Annotated in this window: 24 protein-coding genes; 22 read left to right on the top strand and 2 right to left on the bottom strand. The window is 43.4% G+C overall.

Features of this window, described 5'->3' with window-relative positions:
- Positions 1-85: 85 nt before the first annotated feature.
- Positions 86-1198, bottom strand: coding sequence for a tyrosine-type recombinase/integrase (locus QP860_RS07380; protein WP_013439776.1), 1113 nt, complete (start codon positions 1196-1198; stop codon positions 86-88).
- A 237-nt stretch (positions 1199-1435) separates the two neighbouring features.
- Positions 1436-2065, bottom strand: coding sequence for a LexA family protein (locus QP860_RS07385; protein WP_013439775.1), 630 nt, complete (start codon positions 2063-2065; stop codon positions 1436-1438).
- 162 nt (positions 2066-2227) lie between these two features.
- Between QP860_RS07385 and QP860_RS07390 the strand changes: the two genes are divergently transcribed.
- From QP860_RS07390 to QP860_RS07495, 22 genes are all read left to right on the top strand, one after another.
- The gene (locus tag QP860_RS07390) at positions 2228-2443 is read left to right on the top strand and encodes a helix-turn-helix domain-containing protein (RefSeq protein WP_013439774.1); all 216 of its coding nucleotides are present in this window, start codon (positions 2228-2230) and stop codon (positions 2441-2443) included.
- 27 nt (positions 2444-2470) lie between these two features.
- On the top strand, positions 2471-3250 hold the full coding sequence (locus QP860_RS07395) for a phage antirepressor (RefSeq protein ID WP_013439773.1): 780 nt from the start codon (positions 2471-2473) through the stop codon (positions 3248-3250).
- Entirely contained in the window at positions 3247-3417 is a 171-nt protein-coding gene (locus QP860_RS07400; protein WP_013439772.1) for a hypothetical protein, read from the top strand. The genes QP860_RS07395 and QP860_RS07400 overlap by 4 nt, the downstream gene beginning before the upstream one ends.
- A gap of 395 nt (positions 3418-3812) precedes the next feature.
- Complete coding sequence (locus QP860_RS07405; RefSeq protein ID WP_013439769.1) at positions 3813-4067, top strand: hypothetical protein; 255 nt, start codon at positions 3813-3815, stop codon at positions 4065-4067.
- Complete coding sequence (locus tag QP860_RS07410; protein ID WP_013439768.1) at positions 4067-4783, top strand: AAA family ATPase; 717 nt, start codon at positions 4067-4069, stop codon at positions 4781-4783. Before QP860_RS07405 ends, QP860_RS07410 begins: the two co-directional genes overlap by 1 nt.
- Positions 4710-6104 carry a DEAD/DEAH box helicase gene (locus QP860_RS07415; RefSeq protein ID WP_041811857.1) on the top strand — a complete coding sequence of 465 codons (1395 nt, stop codon included), beginning with the start codon at positions 4710-4712 and terminating at the stop codon, positions 6102-6104. The genes QP860_RS07410 and QP860_RS07415 overlap by 74 nt, the downstream gene beginning before the upstream one ends.
- Before the next feature lie 16 nt (positions 6105-6120).
- Complete coding sequence (locus tag QP860_RS07420; RefSeq protein WP_013439766.1) at positions 6121-6663, top strand: DUF669 domain-containing protein; 543 nt, start codon at positions 6121-6123, stop codon at positions 6661-6663.
- 19 nt (positions 6664-6682) lie between these two features.
- The gene (locus QP860_RS07425) at positions 6683-9037 is read left to right on the top strand and encodes a phage/plasmid primase, P4 family (protein ID WP_013439765.1); all 2355 of its coding nucleotides are present in this window, start codon (positions 6683-6685) and stop codon (positions 9035-9037) included.
- A gap of 2 nt (positions 9038-9039) precedes the next feature.
- On the top strand, positions 9040-9216 hold the full coding sequence (locus QP860_RS07430; RefSeq protein ID WP_013439764.1) for a hypothetical protein: 177 nt from the start codon (positions 9040-9042) through the stop codon (positions 9214-9216).
- A 6-nt stretch (positions 9217-9222) separates the two neighbouring features.
- Positions 9223-9513: a hypothetical protein gene (locus tag QP860_RS07435; RefSeq protein WP_013439763.1), complete on the top strand. Its 291-nt coding sequence runs from the start codon at positions 9223-9225 to the stop codon at positions 9511-9513.
- A 3-nt stretch (positions 9514-9516) separates the two neighbouring features.
- Positions 9517-9855 (top strand): VRR-NUC domain-containing protein, encoded by a 339-nt coding sequence (locus QP860_RS07440; RefSeq protein ID WP_041811855.1) that lies wholly within the window; start codon positions 9517-9519, stop codon positions 9853-9855.
- Between the two features lie 131 nt (positions 9856-9986).
- On the top strand, positions 9987-10286 hold the full coding sequence (locus QP860_RS07445) for a hypothetical protein (protein ID WP_013439761.1): 300 nt from the start codon (positions 9987-9989) through the stop codon (positions 10284-10286).
- Positions 10273-10461, top strand: coding sequence for a hypothetical protein (locus QP860_RS07450; RefSeq protein ID WP_013439760.1), 189 nt, complete (start codon positions 10273-10275; stop codon positions 10459-10461). Before QP860_RS07445 ends, QP860_RS07450 begins: the two co-directional genes overlap by 14 nt.
- A complete protein-coding gene (locus tag QP860_RS07455; RefSeq protein WP_013439759.1) occupies positions 10439-10657 on the top strand; it encodes a hypothetical protein in 219 nt (72 codons plus the stop codon). The genes QP860_RS07450 and QP860_RS07455 overlap by 23 nt, the downstream gene beginning before the upstream one ends.
- Before the next feature lie 401 nt (positions 10658-11058).
- Positions 11059-11265 (top strand): hypothetical protein, encoded by a 207-nt coding sequence (locus tag QP860_RS07460; protein ID WP_013439757.1) that lies wholly within the window; start codon positions 11059-11061, stop codon positions 11263-11265.
- A complete protein-coding gene (locus QP860_RS07465; RefSeq protein ID WP_202944341.1) occupies positions 11252-11578 on the top strand; it encodes a RusA family crossover junction endodeoxyribonuclease in 327 nt (108 codons plus the stop codon). Before QP860_RS07460 ends, QP860_RS07465 begins: the two co-directional genes overlap by 14 nt.
- A gap of 55 nt (positions 11579-11633) precedes the next feature.
- The gene (locus QP860_RS07470) at positions 11634-12149 is read left to right on the top strand and encodes an ArpU family phage packaging/lysis transcriptional regulator (protein ID WP_231621123.1); all 516 of its coding nucleotides are present in this window, start codon (positions 11634-11636) and stop codon (positions 12147-12149) included.
- Between the two features lie 670 nt (positions 12150-12819).
- Positions 12820-13047, top strand: coding sequence for a hypothetical protein (locus QP860_RS07475; protein ID WP_041811846.1), 228 nt, complete (start codon positions 12820-12822; stop codon positions 13045-13047).
- Positions 13048-13061: 14 nt separating this feature from the next.
- Positions 13062-13334 (top strand): nucleotide modification associated domain-containing protein, encoded by a 273-nt coding sequence (locus QP860_RS07480; protein ID WP_013439755.1) that lies wholly within the window; start codon positions 13062-13064, stop codon positions 13332-13334.
- 46 nt (positions 13335-13380) lie between these two features.
- Complete coding sequence (locus tag QP860_RS07485; RefSeq protein WP_268886477.1) at positions 13381-13857, top strand: helix-turn-helix domain-containing protein; 477 nt, start codon at positions 13381-13383, stop codon at positions 13855-13857.
- The gene (locus QP860_RS07490; RefSeq protein ID WP_016057851.1) at positions 13847-14062 is read left to right on the top strand and encodes a hypothetical protein; all 216 of its coding nucleotides are present in this window, start codon (positions 13847-13849) and stop codon (positions 14060-14062) included. Before QP860_RS07485 ends, QP860_RS07490 begins: the two co-directional genes overlap by 11 nt.
- A 65-nt stretch (positions 14063-14127) precedes the next feature.
- Positions 14128-15375, top strand: coding sequence for an RNA-guided endonuclease InsQ/TnpB family protein (locus QP860_RS07495; RefSeq protein WP_080552702.1), 1248 nt, complete (start codon positions 14128-14130; stop codon positions 15373-15375).
- Positions 15376-15574: the final 199 nt, after the last annotated feature.

A 15574-nucleotide genomic window follows, 5' to 3' on the forward strand; every position in this document is an offset into this window, starting at 1 on the left:
CGGACCAGTATGTGCAGTCTGGCAAGAATTGGCTGATATAGCAAGACTCGCCCAGTCTTTTAATTATCGGTGGCTCAAATATGGCTCAAATGGAAAAATCATTGATCTGTTTCTCCATTTCTTCCTGCATTTTCTTAGTGACGTGAAGATAAATTTCTCTTGTAGTTTCCGCTTTTGTGTGTCCAACTCTTTTCTGAATAACGTGCAAGGGGACGCCTTGTTCAGCTAACTTTGAGATGTGGGTATGTCTAAAAAAGTGGGTAGTAATTTTCCGATCTATTCCAGCTTCTCTACTTTTATTCTTGAGATAAAGCGCAACAGTATTCATTTTGAATGGAACGTGTTTTAGTTGATTGATGAAAATAAAATCATCTGGCTCAGTGTTTCGGTCATACTGCTTAAACCACTTTATTATTTCTACGGCTTGCTTAGGCAGAAATACGGACCGAAAAGAAGCAAGTGTCTTAGGCGAATCAGATTTAATGCCATTGGCCCACATGGTACCCGTTATATCAGCGTATTGATCGTGAATGTTTTTGAATTGCAGGCCTGTTGCTTCGCCAAATCTCATGCCAGTTAGATACATAAATTTAAAAAGCCGCAAGTAATCTGGGCGATCAATAACGGCAAATAGATTGTTAAGCTCTTCATCTGTAAAGTATTTGTCGGTAATGCTTGTAGGCTTTTGCGGTTTCCATTGAATGCGCAGTCCTTTAGCTGGGTTCTCAGTCAGGTATCCATAATCGATTGCAAAGTCATACATTGTACTCATACCTACACGGTAGACATGGACTGTTGAATTAGTCTTTTTCTTTAAAGAGCTTTGAAGATATTTGGTTACCATTGGTTTAGTAATATTTTTAGCTATTGCGTCCTCGCCAAAATACTTCAGCATTGCAGACATTCCAGTCCTGCGTACGCTCAATGTGGTGGGTTTGACTCCACGCTCTCTCTCGTGATCTAGAAAAAGTTTTGATAGCTCACCTATGGTTATATTTGTTTCTGTTCTAGCATCGCTTATATCGGCTAATTTCCGTGCTAGAATGAGTTCAGCTTCCTTCCTGGCCTGTTGACTACCACGAGAGAGAAGACATGTCACACGCTTGATTTTGCCCGTTAGTGGGTCACGGTAACGTTGATACCACTGATACTTTCCAGACTTCATTTTCTTAGGCTTTCCTATTGGGTAGGTTTTCATTTGGTCCTCCAGGAAAAATAAAAGTATCCTTTACTCTCCATTAGTAAGGGCGCTTTTTTAGTATGGATATGATTGTGTTCAACTGATCGACTTGCTGAGTGTTCAGTGCTGATATTTAGATAGGCTGTCAGCTGCAGTTCAATAGTGATGAGATCAGCCTTTTAATTTCTACCACGGACAGATATTCAACTTGCATTGTGTTGTTTTCATTCCAGACCAGATTGATTCGGTGCTGTCTTAAATTCTGTCACGCATCAGCTTAATTGCTTTACCGATTATCCTGCCGGGGTGTTGAGCATCTAAAACAATTGGGTCATAATCTCGGTTATCTGGCATAAGCCAAATTGAATTGCCTATGTGCTTGATCCGCTTTAGGGTTGCTTTGGTCTGATCATCTACAAGCACTGCCGCTACTTCACCGTCTTCGACGTCCGGCGTTGGTTCAATTACTACTTTGTCTCCATCAATAATTGACGGCTCCATGCTACTTCCTTCGCAGATTAACGCAAACGCATTTGCAGGAATCGGCTCTGGTACATTAATGTAGTCAACAATATTTTCGTCTGCATCAATAGGATCACCGCAAGCAATCGTGCCAATGACGGGAACGCGAATTGTATTCCTTGACAGAGGCAAAGTATTTGATGGATGAGAATCATTAAAGAAGTAATCAATATCAACGTTAAAAAAACGAGCGACTTGGTTCAAAGATGAAAGCTTTGGCTCTTCACGGTCGTTTTCCCATTTGGACAAACGTCCTTTAGTAAATCCGGATGAACTGCTTCTAGAATTCAACTGATTTGCTAATTCTTCTAAGGTCATTTTTTTAGATTTTCTAAGTAGTCTAATTCTTGTTCCAATTGACATTTTTCCTCACTCCTTTTATTACTCATTATCCTCCTTTTGTTGCGCGTTGGGGAACCTTTTTAAATAAAATACATAAAGTTGTTGACAACGAAACTGAGCAAGCGTATGATACATAGTGAAAGTTGCGAACGGAGCAACTTAACGAAAGGAGGTCGAAGTTGTTTGGTAAAGACAGAAACAGAACCGAAGCCGTACTACGGGTTGATGGATGCTATGACACGTAGAAATGTCACCCAAAGCGAATTGGCTGATCTGATTCACGTCAGCAAGGCTACATTTAGTAGAAAGATAAATAGAAAAGGCGGTCAAGACTTCTACTATTCAGAAGCCGACGCCATTTCTAAGAAGCTTGGCATATCAATTGCCGATTTTTATTAGGTAAGAAGTTGCGAAAGGAACAACATAATGGAAAACGGAGTTCAAACTTTTAACTTTGAAAGCAGCCCAGTCCGGGTTATTGAAATCGACAATGAGCCATGGTTCGTGGGCAAAGATGTGGCTAAGGTGCTGGGATACTCCAATCCACAAAAGGCGCTAAGAGATCATGTTGATGAAGAAGACTCAAGGGGTGAACGAATCGTTACCCCCTCAGGAATTCAAACCACAAAGGTTATCAACGAATCTGGTCTCTACTCATTAATCTTATCCAGCAAGTTACCAACTGCTAAGAAGTTCAAGCGCTGGGTAACGAGTGTGGTATTACCAAGCATTCGCAAGCATGGAATGTTTGCAACTGAAAAGACTATCGATCAGATGCTGGAAGACCCAGACTCCATGATTAGAGTCTTAACAGAAATGAAAGAGGAACGGGCTAAGCGAAGACTGGCCGAAGAAAAGGCTGCGAAGCTTGAACCAAAAGCAAAGTTCTGTGATGTGGTTTTGCAGAATCCAGCCCTGGTTAATGTGACTGTAATTGCTAAAGATTACGGCATGAGCGCACAAGCAATGAACAAGCTGCTAGAGAATTTGGGTGTCCAATACAATCAAAACAAAGTTTGGTTCTTGTATGCCAAGTATCAAAGTAACGGCTGGACTCAAAGTACTACTAGCATGGTCAAGGGTAAAGATGGAGCTGAAAAGGCAGTAGTTCATACCAAGTGGACACAAAAAGGTCGCTTAGGATTGTATGAATTGTTGAAAGATCACGGATTACTGCCAGTGATTGAGAGAGAGGAACAACAATGAATGTAATTCAATTACACCCAACGGAAACCGAAGAACTTGATGAAATGGAATACACACCAATGAATTACATCATGGCGTTGCTTAATCCAGATCATCCCCCTGTAGTTGACGGCAGAGAAATGACTGACCACGAAATCCTGGAGTATCTCAGACAATGCGTCTATTAACAAGCAGGGAAATGATGGACCAGATGAAAGTCAGCCGTCACTTCCTATATGAACTGAGACTGGAGTGCAAGTATAGCCCGTACTCTGATGCAGTAATTAAGTTAGGCAAGAGAACATACCGCTATAACGAAGAGCGGTGGGAAGAATTTTTAAGATGGCAAGCGGAAGAGGAGGCTAACCATGATTAGCATTTGGGAAACAGTATGTTGGTTTGTCTTAGGAATTTTTGCTGGGGCAATCCTTAGCAATCCTAAGAAGTACTTCAACTAAAGGAGGTGAGGACATGTCAGAACAAACTATCAAGCGGCTGGTCAAGGCAAGCAATGCTTTTACTGCAAAAAAAAGCTGGCTATCAAAAGATAGTCAGCAATTATAAACACTAAGGAGATTATATCATGATCGACAACCATTTACAAATGTTGATTGACCTTTCAGATGACTTTGAACAAGCTCTTTACGAAGAAGCTAAGTCTGTTTCAACGTCTCCGTTAGGAGCAATTAAATGGCTTAATAAGATGAGAAGCGCACTGCCAGATGCTTATTCTGGCAGTCGTGACGAAGTAATTAAGTATACGCTGGCTTACAAAGAATTTGATGATGTAGCCAAGCGTATTAGAGAGGAAGCCCTTAGCCGGGGCTGGGAGGATTAATGCCAAGATTTAATTGGGGCGCAGCTCCAGCACCGAAGTACCGTTACCTTGTTTATGGCGTGCCAGGCGTGGGTAAAACCACATTAAGTGAGTACCTGCCGGGAAGAGTGTTTATGCTCAGTTTGGACAACTCATTTCAAAGGGTTAACCGTTGGCAAGGCTCAGAAGACATTTGGGCAATTGACCCAAAAGCACCTATTGAGGACTTGCAAGAATTTGCGGTCGAGTTTAACCCAGATGAATATGACTGGCTGGTGATTGACAACCTGTCCAACCTGCAAAAGCTTTGGTTTGTTGAAAAAGCTAACGAGACTAGCAACCACCTGGACAACAAGCTTCAACACTATGGAGAGTTCACCAACTGGGTAATCCGTTTCATCTCTAAGATGTTCAGCTACAACCTTAATATCTTGGTTACGTGCTGGGAAGGTGACTTCGATGTAACGGAAGCTAACGGACAAACTTTCCAGCAACATGCTCCAGATCTTAGAGCAAGTGCTAGAGACTACCTTATGGGCAACTGCGATGTGGTTGGACGTATGGTAGTTAACCCTAAGACTGGTGGTCACGGCCTTGTTTTAGAAGGTGACATTGGCACCTATGCTAAAAACCGCTTAGACAATCGGAAGGGATGTGAGGCTAGTGAACTTTTCCTTATTCAATTACCAGAAGAAACTGGTGACGGAAGCACGGCAGGAACTAGCCCAGAAGAATAAAGGGGTTATGATTGTTAGCCCGCCTGGGTCCGGTAAGTCAGTAGTCATTGCTGAAATTGCACGGCTGACCGCCTTAAAAGGAAACAGAATTTTATTCTTTGTACATAGGCGAGAGTTGACCAGGCAGATCGAGGAAGCCTTCATCAACAACGGTGTGGATATGAGCAAGGTGACAATTGACACGGTTCAAAGAGTTTGGAATCATATCCAATCTTTAGAAAAGCCGTCATTGATTATCATTGACGAAGCCCACCATAGTAAGGCTAACACTTACAAGAAAATACTTGAGTATTGGCCGGATGTTCCAAGGCTGGGTTTCACTGCAACACCATGGCGAATGAGTGGTGAAGGATTCACTGACGAATATTCGTCAATGGTTGAAGGCCCACAAGTCCAGTGGCTGATTGACCATAACCGCTTAGCGCCTTATGACTACTACGCAGTTCCATTAGGTGACTTTAGCAAGCTTGCATCACATGGCGGCCAAGATTACACTGGCAGTTCTATGAATGAATATATGGAAACTGTTGCCTATGGTGACTTGATCGGCAACTGGAAAAAGCATGCTGGGGGCAGACAGACAATCTGTTATACACCTACGGTTGCTACGGCTAGAGAAGTTGTCCAGCGCTTTCAAGAAGCCGGAATTTCCGCAGCCGAAGCAGACGGCAAAACGCCAACTGCAATCAGAGATGAGGTTATGGAGGGCTTTAAGAGTGGCAAATACCAGGTCCTTGTAAACTGTGACCTCGTTTCAGAAGGGTTCAACGTTCCAGAATGTTCATGCGTGATCTTACTTAGACCAACTAAGTCATTGGTGCTGTATCTCCAGCAGGCAATGCGCTGTATGAGATACCAACCGGACAAGCGGGCTATCATTCTCGATCACGTAAACAACTGGGGAAAGTTTGGACTTCCCAATCAAGACAGAGACTGGACTCTGAAAAGCCGCAAGCGTGGCAAATCACGTGAAGGTGACAGCGAAGTCAGCGGCATCTATCAATGTAGCTATTGTATGGGTGTGTTCATACGAGATGAAAACATTGTTAGTGAAACTGACGAAGTAAAAATAATCGAGTGTCCGTATTGTGGTGAACAGTTCGAAATCAAGAATGAACGTAAAGATAAAGAACTGGGCGCTGATGATGGAATGGAACTCAAAAAAATCCAGGAAGTCAACAGCGGGCACTTTAAGACAAGCAAAGTCATCAAGCTGAAAGACTGCAAAACATATGCTGATCTGGAAGCATTCGCAAAACAAATGAAGTATAAGCCTGGCTGGGTTTATTACCAAGCCAAGGCAAGACATTTATTGAAATAAAGGAGACTATAAAATCATGGCATTATTTGTTACTCAACGTGTTGACAAGAAGAACAACGACTTCGAACCATTGCCGGAAGGCTACTATGAAATGACTATTGATTCAACTGGCCCAGATGCAACTAAGGGCGGCACTGAATATATTAAGGTAGCTCTCCGTGTTCGTAAAGACCTCGATCAAGCTCTGCCAGAAACTAACGGCAAGTACCATAACCGCTTAGTCTTTGCCAGTGTGTGGAGACGTAAGGCAACTGGTCAATATGACGAAGGTGATTTAAGCTCTATCACTCAAGCTGCTGGCTATGCTCCAGGCACTCCAATTGAAGATTGGAACGACTGGTCACAAAAACTTGAAGGCAAGAACGTTCGTGTAAAGGTTAGCGTTTCTGAGGACACTTACCAAGGAAAGACTACTAAGCGCAACCAAGTTTGGCCTTCAGATTTTGAACCAACTCAATTCCCTACGCAAGCGCAAATGCAGTCACAACCTCAACCTCAACAACCTAGTCCATTTGCACAACCGCAAGCGCAAGTTAACGATAACGACCTGCCATTTTAGTTAAACAGGAGAGTCCGGCATGCAAACATTCTATGAAAATATTCCCGATGAATTGAGACAGCTCAAGCGCTGGGGACTGTTTGAATTGAAATTCGACCCAAGTCGAAATAAGAATACAAAAATTCCTATCGATGCAATGACGGGCAACAATGCCAAGACCAACGACCCTTCAACTTGGTGTGACTTTAAAACAGCCAAGGAAGGTCTGGAAAAGAACAGCCGAGCGTCTGGCTTGGCTTTCTTTTTTGGTGATGGATATGTTGGTCTGGACATTGACCACATTGCAAACGATATTGAATTGAAGGAACTGGGAAACGCTGAAAACGAAGTCGATGAGTTCATCAATCTGACCGATCATACTTACGGTGAAATCAGCCAATCTGGTGAAGGCCTGCACTTCATTTTCAAAGGAAAAATTCCAGGCAAGCGTAGACGTAAGAGCAACTATGAAATGTACCAGGACGGCCGTTTCTTTGCCCTTACTGGCAACATGATTACTAGCAATACAATTTCTGAACTGAGCAGCGATCAAATGACTACATTATATACTCGCTTGTTCGGCAAAGAAGACAAGGTGATTGATCTGCACCCACAAGTTGAGACACAAGCCATTGATCTACCAGTTCCCGATATAATTCGCAAAATGCTGGATAGTTCAAAAGGCCAACGTGACCGCTTGTTCATGCAAGGCGGCTGGGAAAAGATTTATGCCAGCCAATCAGAAGCTGACTTAGCCTTTGCTAATGATTTAGCATTCTGGACTGGCAAGGACCCAGAAAAGATGGACACGATCTTCAGAAACTCAGCCTTAATGCGTGACAAGTGGGATGAGAAGCACGGTGCTGTCACCTATGGTGAAATGACCATCAACAAAGCAATTGCCGGGACTACTAGCGTATATCACCCAACATCAGATGTTGCTGGTCCATTCGTTGACAACGTGTTTAAATTCAATGTTCCTCCAGAGTCAGCTGAAAGAGCTAAGAATGCTGAGCATCCACATCGTTCATATGATGACATGGGAATGGCCCAGAGATTCCAGGACCGCTGGCCGGACACGTTCAGATACCTGGTAGCTGACAAGGAATGGTACTACTACGATAAAGACAACGTGTGGAAGAAGGATGACCGCAAGAACGTTGAGAAGGCCTGTGACGTAGTAATTAACGAGCTAAAAGATGAGCCACTCTACGTCCCAGAAGGTGTGAGCGAAGAGGATGCTGCTAAAGCATTTACCAAGTTCAAAAAGCATATGCGTTCTCGCGCTGCCAAGGAAGCAATGATTAAAGAAATCATGCACCTGCTGGCAGTTAGTCACGGTGAATTTGACCAGGACCCAATGCTGCTGAATGTTAAGAATGGCTATGTTGATCTGACTGACGGTACTCTCCATGATGCGGACTGGACAAAAATGTTTTCCCGGCAGGCATCAGTTGAGTTCTCACCAAACGCAGAGTACGATCACCCAATGTGGGATAAATTCCTTTATCAAACGTTTGGTGGCGACCAGGAAGCAATTGAATATATCCAAAAAGCAATTGGCTATTCATTAACTGGCCTTACATCGGAGCAAGTGTTGTTCTTTTGCTACGGCAAGGGGCGTAACGGCAAATCATTAATGCTGAAAGTTATCTCTGACATTCTGGGGTCTTACTCACAAACGATGAGTGCTGACACTTTAATTGTTAAAGGTTCAACTAACGGAGCTAATTCAGACATTGCGCGGCTTGAAGGTGCTAGATTCGTTGTCTCCAGCGAATTGAACGAAGGCTCACGACTTAATGAAGGGCTGACCAAGCAAATTACTGGTGGCGACCGTGTGGTAGCCCGTCACCTTTATGGCAAGGAATTTGAATTTGACCCCTGCTGCAAAATTTGGATGGCTACTAACCATGAACCGATCATTAGAGGGACTGACGAAGGTATTTGGCGGAGAATCATTATTCTGCCGTTTGACCATATCATTGCCAAGGAAGATGTTGACCCTAAGCTCTACGATAAGTTAATGAGTGAAGCAGTAGGCATCCTCAACTGGGCGGTCGAAGGTGCTATCAAGTATCAACTCGAAGGGCTTGATGTACCAGAAAGCATAAAGTCTGCTGTTGAAGATTACCGTGGTCAGATGGACGAAGTACAAGCTTTCCTGGAAGACGAAACTGTACCGTGCGAGGGTGCTCAAGTCTCATCGAAAGTCCTTTACTCAAAGTTCCAAGACTGGGCTAGAAGAAATGGCGAATATGTGTTTAGCCACAAGGCGTTTAGCCAAAAGATGAAAGATAAGTGTAAAAAGAAGCATACAAGAGTTGGGACAGTTTACCTGGGAATCAGAACAACTGAAACTGTAATTGGAGATACTGCCAAGGAGGTGCAATAGCAATGGCATTAATCACATTCAGAGCTGATGCTAATGCAATGGTGGTAACTGAATCGTACGAAGACTTAGTTCCAAAGATTGCCACTCATAAGTTTGTGGAGGTTCATGAACAAGGACGGCCAGAACAAACAAGTAAGTATCTGGTAAACACTGAAAACATTTTGTGGGTTAAGGAGTAATCAATTATGCTTAGCGACAATAAACATTATCCCCTGTTAGAAAAACTGGACGATGAAGAAGGTGAATGGTGGGGAAGCTATACCTGTGCGATCACTGAAGATGACAGCTGGGATATGGGAGATGCAGCTGTGCTGGCAATTGCCTATTTGGTGGAGAGTGGATATCTCACTTACGAAGAAGTAGTCAAAGCCACGCAAGCATTGGATAAATGCAGTGACTGGGGAATTGGTAAGGCAACCTTCATTGAACGTGTCATGAAAGACGCAAGCGCAGTTAGAGCGAAAGGCGCGGACTAGCCAATGCACGAGTCAGATATTCAGAAGTTAACCATGGTTGCCTTATCAAAAGACAACTGCACAGTGTTCAGAACAAACGCAGGCAAGTTTCGTAGCATGGACGGTAAGAGAATTATCCAGGGCTTGCCAGTCGGTCACTTCGATTTGTATGGGTTTAAGCATGACGGCGGCAAGATATTCTACATTGAAATGAAAGACAAGACAGGTAAGGCTAGAGACAGCCAGATTAGGTTTCATGAAATGCTTAGCCGCTGGGGAGTTATCCACGGCATTGCACGAAGCCCAGAGGATGCATTAAAGATTGTAGACGAGGAGTTAGTAGGTTATGGTTTCGACAGATAAATGTGCTGAGTGCAAGACACCGCTTGAAGACGGACAAGAATGCTATGAAGTTGACGGCTTTATACTGTGCAGTGATGATTGCCTAGTAGATTTTATGATGGAGTACTATTGCCCAATTAAGAAGGTTTACCATGGTTGAGCAGATCAGAATGATGAATGCTTACCTGCAGGCGGCTTTAGAAGGCCGTGAGCAGGTTTGCCAAGAGATTGTGTATAATTACGCCCACGTCTATAGAAAGCCCGTGAGAGATGTGTTAGCGATGATTAGCGTTGGCTTAATGGATCCGACCGGGTTCAGTCATAAGGACTATCACAAGATTAAAGAAATGATGATTAAGCAAGTATCACCACGCTGGGAGCGGCTGGGTTTTAATAGCGAAGAAGAGATGAAAGAGAATGAGCAAAGATATAACAACGATGAGCAAGCTTAAACAAGCTGAGGAACTGGTCCACAAGGCGGTTAAAGAGTGGAATAAAGGCGAGCTGGACAAGGCTGTCTACAATGACAGTCTGCGTAAGGCAAGACACCTTATCTTTGAAGCCTACTATAGCGAAGAATATGGTGAAAAGAAGGAAGTGCAGCATGACAACATGGAACAAGATTGACCATCCTGCGTTGTATGCTGTGGCAGTTAACCTTGACCGTAACCATTGGTATGTTGCTCATAACGCCAATGGTAAGGCCAAGATTTACATTGACTTGGCAAGTGCATTAATCCAGCTGGAACGGACTAGAGAGAAATACGCTTGCCCAGTAAAGCTGATTTCATACAAGCTTGATGCAGAGGTTATTACAGAATAGCAAGGGAGTTATTGTAATGTATTACATTCCAAAGAACGGAAGCCGCAACAAGCTGGACAATGCAGAGATCAGAAGACGGTTTAAGGCGAAGGCAGGTCACTGGGAATTGCTTTATCCAGGGATTGAAGACATTAACAAGCTGTCAATTAAGGCAGATGTAAAGTGCTTGGACTGCGGCAAAGAGCAGCATGTAGGCTTGAACCAATGGCTAAGCCCTAAGAATTTAACGAATGGGTGTCCATACTGCGAACAACATTGAGATTGAAAAACTTAAAGCTAAGCGGTCAATGGATATTCTGGACAAGTTGAGAGAAAAGGACAAGGAATGAAGATTGTATTTGACGTACTGTTTGGCTTAATCGTAGTCGCAAGTTTAATTGGCTGGGGGGTGTGGATTATCGATGATTAGCTACAAGGACACAATTAGATTAAAGGCATCAGAAGCAATCACCAGCATTGCCAATAAAGTTGAAGGCCAGTCATTATTGTTTGCAGGCACTGAGCTGATTACTGAGCTGCTAGCAAGCGGTGTAAATCCTAACCTGTTAGATCAAGCCGTGAAGACAGTCAATGAAAAGCTGGAGAGCAATGAGTATGAGTTGTTTTGATTTCACGATAGTTGAAGGTGAGGCGGTTGAAGACTGCATCAAGCGAGCATATTTAGAAAAGCCCATTGAGAGGCCTGTTAAGTTGACCATACGGGCTGTCTCAGCCATTCCCAGATCATATACGGATAATCACGCTGATGCGTGTTTAGCGGGGCTAGAATGGCCCTCCAAGCGCCTTGACGTAAGCCAGGTGTGCAAGTCACTTGAAGGGCTTGCCTATGACGACATCAAGCGTGTGGCAATGGTTGATGCAGCTAAGGTTTATGGCAGTGAGAATAAAATTGATGTGAGAGTGGAGGACTTATGTTACTGACGGCACTTATTTATCTCAGCTGGGGAGGGCTGATTGTGGCTATTGCATTCTTAATGTGCAAGCCCAGTCCGCTGACCACGCTGATTTTTCTGGGCTTTATGCTTACAGCTTACTGGTCGGTGATGATCGTATGATTTTTCCAGAGATTGATGTGAAGCAGACAGCATTAAACGTACAGACCTTTTTCAACGACACGGTACCACGGATTTTTAATTTTGCTGGGCGGTCTATCAACGACTTGACCAAGCCCGAAGAATGGCAAAAGCATTACCAGGAAGAATCAACGGGCAATGAGTATGAGCAAGCAGTTGATGCACTGATTGAAGCGATTGGTATTATGCGTGATGGAGAGGTCTACCACTACCACAGAACGCTGTTGATTGATTGTTATATCAAGCGTAAGAATAACCTTGATGAAGAAATTAAACTTGGACTGGGTGAACGGACAGTGAATAAATACCGCCAGCAAGCATGTGTTGAATTTGCTGAATGCTTTGAAGGCGTAAAGGCAAGACGAGGTTTAAACATAGCAGGCGTGCTTGTAGAAACATGCGGCGAGTGTGCGGTATAAATACGGTGCTCATGCACTAAGTCAAAGATATTATTAAAGAGTACTCATATGAGTACAGTGTCTCAGCGTGATGGGTGAAACTAATAAATGGTCTGTGACCTCCTTTTTTACTTTTAAACATTGGGTTACATTTTTTCGATAGTATGTTTTCATTGTAGTGACACGACACCATAGAGAGCCGCTGGGTGCAAGCCCCAGGTCGTGCATTGCTGTGAACAGTGTGGAAAGCTGCGAACAGCAAATTGTAAACTGTAATTTAAATTTAGTACTAGATCTCATTATTTTTTTATTGCAGTTGTGTTTCGGTTGAAAGCTGGTTCGATTCCAGCGCACAACTTAGCCCAGCTTCCTCCAGCTGGGCATTCTACCTCACCTAAAGGTATAGATAACAGCATTTTTGTTTTACTATTCTCTTTCGCACAGTGAGCTGGGGTTCGACTCCCCAGCTTGCCTTAGCCCTGCCGTGATAGCTAAACGCTTAGCGGGGCACGGCCATATCAACAGCTTACCGGCTGCAGATGATATAGCTAAGGGTTGATTTCATTACTTGAACCTAAGAGCTAATAATTCGTAACACAAATCAAATCATCTCATTTCTACAAACCATTAAGTTAGGACTTTAAGTCTGGTTCGATTCCAGACAATGGTTATTTTCATTTAAGGAGCAGTTATGAAACGTAAGCTAACTTTGCTAGGCGATAAAGGCTATCCGCTCTACGTCATGCACTTTAGTCCACTGTGTCCAGAAAAGGCATACCTGGACTTGAGAAAAGCTGCAGAGTGGAAAACATGCTTTAAGTTTGATAAAGGCATCGATTATTTAACACTGATCGGTGACGGCTATCGAAAGTTTAAACTCAATTGGCAGTGGATTAATCAACTAGAGAAATATAGATAGAAAGCAGATAACCTATGGAAACATATAAAAGTTACACTGACAAGCTGGCGGATACCTTAGCTAAAAAGAACGCAGCCTACGGTGACGCATTTGGCAAGAGTATTGAAAAGTACGGCTACATTGCGGCACTGGTGAGAATGTCAGACAAGTGGAATCGACTGAATACTTTAATGCTTGATAGTAACGGCATAGATAACCTGGGCGAATCAGTCCAGGACACCTTGCTTGATCTAGCTGGGTATTGCGTTTTGACCATGGCGGAGTTGGACAATGAGGATAAACACTAAGCACTACCAGATTATCCACGACTGCGAGAAGCGGTATGGTTCAATTATGGCTACTCCAGAGTGTGAACTGCGGCAACTGCAAACTGAACTGAATCATGAAGAACATCCAGACATCCCAATCAAGTGGACAGACAGCAATCGAGAGAAGTTTGAGCAAATGACAATCCAAATGGTCGATGAAGGATATTCAGCCAATGCAATAGCCGGTGAACTAGGAGCTGGATATTCCACGGTGAAGAGGGTTATAGCCAAATACAACTTGACCGTAAAGGGTAACTTCCGCTGGGTTCTGACTGACGCTGTGGGCAATGTCTATTATGCTACATCAAAAGGCCAAGCCCGCAAGTACTTGCTTGGTGGAACCGTAGGCGGCAATCCCGATTGGATTGAGCGGCAACTTGTAAACGATGGTTATACTGTCAAATACAGACAATCAATCTGGGCTGACATAGCTAACGGAGATTACTACATTACACCACATGGCTTGTTCTTGAAGCATGGAGATGACAGCTATGAAAACTAACAATTTTAGTTTACGCAGCTTCCCAGATGGAACGCAGACCACGATCAGTGACAACGAGATTATGCTTTATGGAGCTGATGGTAAAGAGTGGGCTAGGATTATACGAACAGACACTGAATTAATTCCGTTTCCAACTGACGATATACCGAACGATTGCAAAGAAATTCTTAAAAATGTTTGCAAATCGGCAATGAAAGGTATATAATAGACGTATAGGTTATTTCTTAGGGACTAAAGACTAGTAACAGAAAACTGATGTTTTGAAAGGAGGTGAAAACAATATCTGAATTAATTCAGACAAGGGTTTATAAGCTGCACCCTAATAAGGTCATGAGACAGGCTTTGGATGAAGCGTGCGACTATCGCCGCTACTGCTTTAACCAAGGACTCGCTTTATGGAATGAGATGTATGAAGCAAGGCAGATTGCCAAAGCCACAAAGCAAAAAGACCTGCTTAAATCATATCCATCACCAACTGAACGAAGAGTTCGTGATGAATTGGTCGCCAATAAAGCCGACTGGCAGTATCAGTATTCAGCGCACTTGCTGCAGCTTGCTATTACTGATCTTGCTAATGCTTGGAGCAATTTCTTCAATAAAGCCCAGCCAAACTGGGGCAAGCCTAAATTTAAGTCAAAGAAAGCACCTAGACAAGGCTTTAAAAGTGATCAGAGCCGGATCAAAGATGGAGTTCTTTATTTGGAACGGGCAAAAGAAAGTACCATTCCAAAAGATCAATGGCGAGGCTTTAAGTTAAGTGAAGAACCCTTGTCTGAGAAATTCGGCGTTGTCAGCTACTTTAAAGAAAAAGGTCGTTATTACGCGGCCATTCCTTTTCAAGTTGAAAACGTCAAGCAACCAGCTAAGACAGGCAAGGCAACAGCAGTTGACGTGAACGTTGGTCACTTTGACTACACGGAAGGCCGGATAAACGTTCTACCTAAGCGTCTCAACAGGATTTATAAGCGAATAAAGCACTATCAACGTCAGCTTGCCAGAAAACGGGCTGAAAATGGACAAGCATCCTACAATAGCAAGAACTACTTGAAGACGAAAGCCAAGCTTCAAGCATGCTATCGGAAGGTTGGAAATATCCAAAATGACTTGATACAAAAGTTTACGACTAGACTGGTCAAGGACTACGACAAGATCGTGATCGAAAACCTGTCGGTTAAGGGTATGCTTATGAGCCACGTGGCTTCAAAGGGTGTTCATCGGTCGATGTTTGGCAAGTTTAAGCAGATATTGACTTACAAGTGCGATTGGTACGGTAAAGACCTTATTCTGGCAAATAAGCTGTACCCGTCTACTCAGCGTTGCGCGGCTTGTAGCAATGTCAAAAAAGGTGATGACAAGATCACCCTTTATGGAAACAAGAAACATGGTACCAAGCACAACGAGTACGTCTGCTATAACGAAAAATGCCCGAACTACAATAAAGTCGTAGATCGGGACAAGAATGCGATGCTTAGCCTTTTAGCGCTGGCTGAGCATCCAGAATTGAATCATGCGCTATAAATTTTAGTAGAAAGGAAGTTAAGGCTGCGGCTTCGGTCATAGCCATGCGGGTTAGCTGTACCCGAGGAAGGGCGAGAGCTTTTCCAAGAAGTTGCAAGAGTGGCACGCAAGTACCTGCGCTGGTCAATGCGATTACCTCCTCGTTGAGATATCGGAATACTGGTGATGACGGCAATAAGGAAAACGTTTGTATTTAAGT

The sequence above is a fragment of the Aerococcus sp. UMB1112A genome (assembly GCF_030230715.1).
GTDB lineage: Bacteria > Bacillota > Bacilli > Lactobacillales > Aerococcaceae > Aerococcus.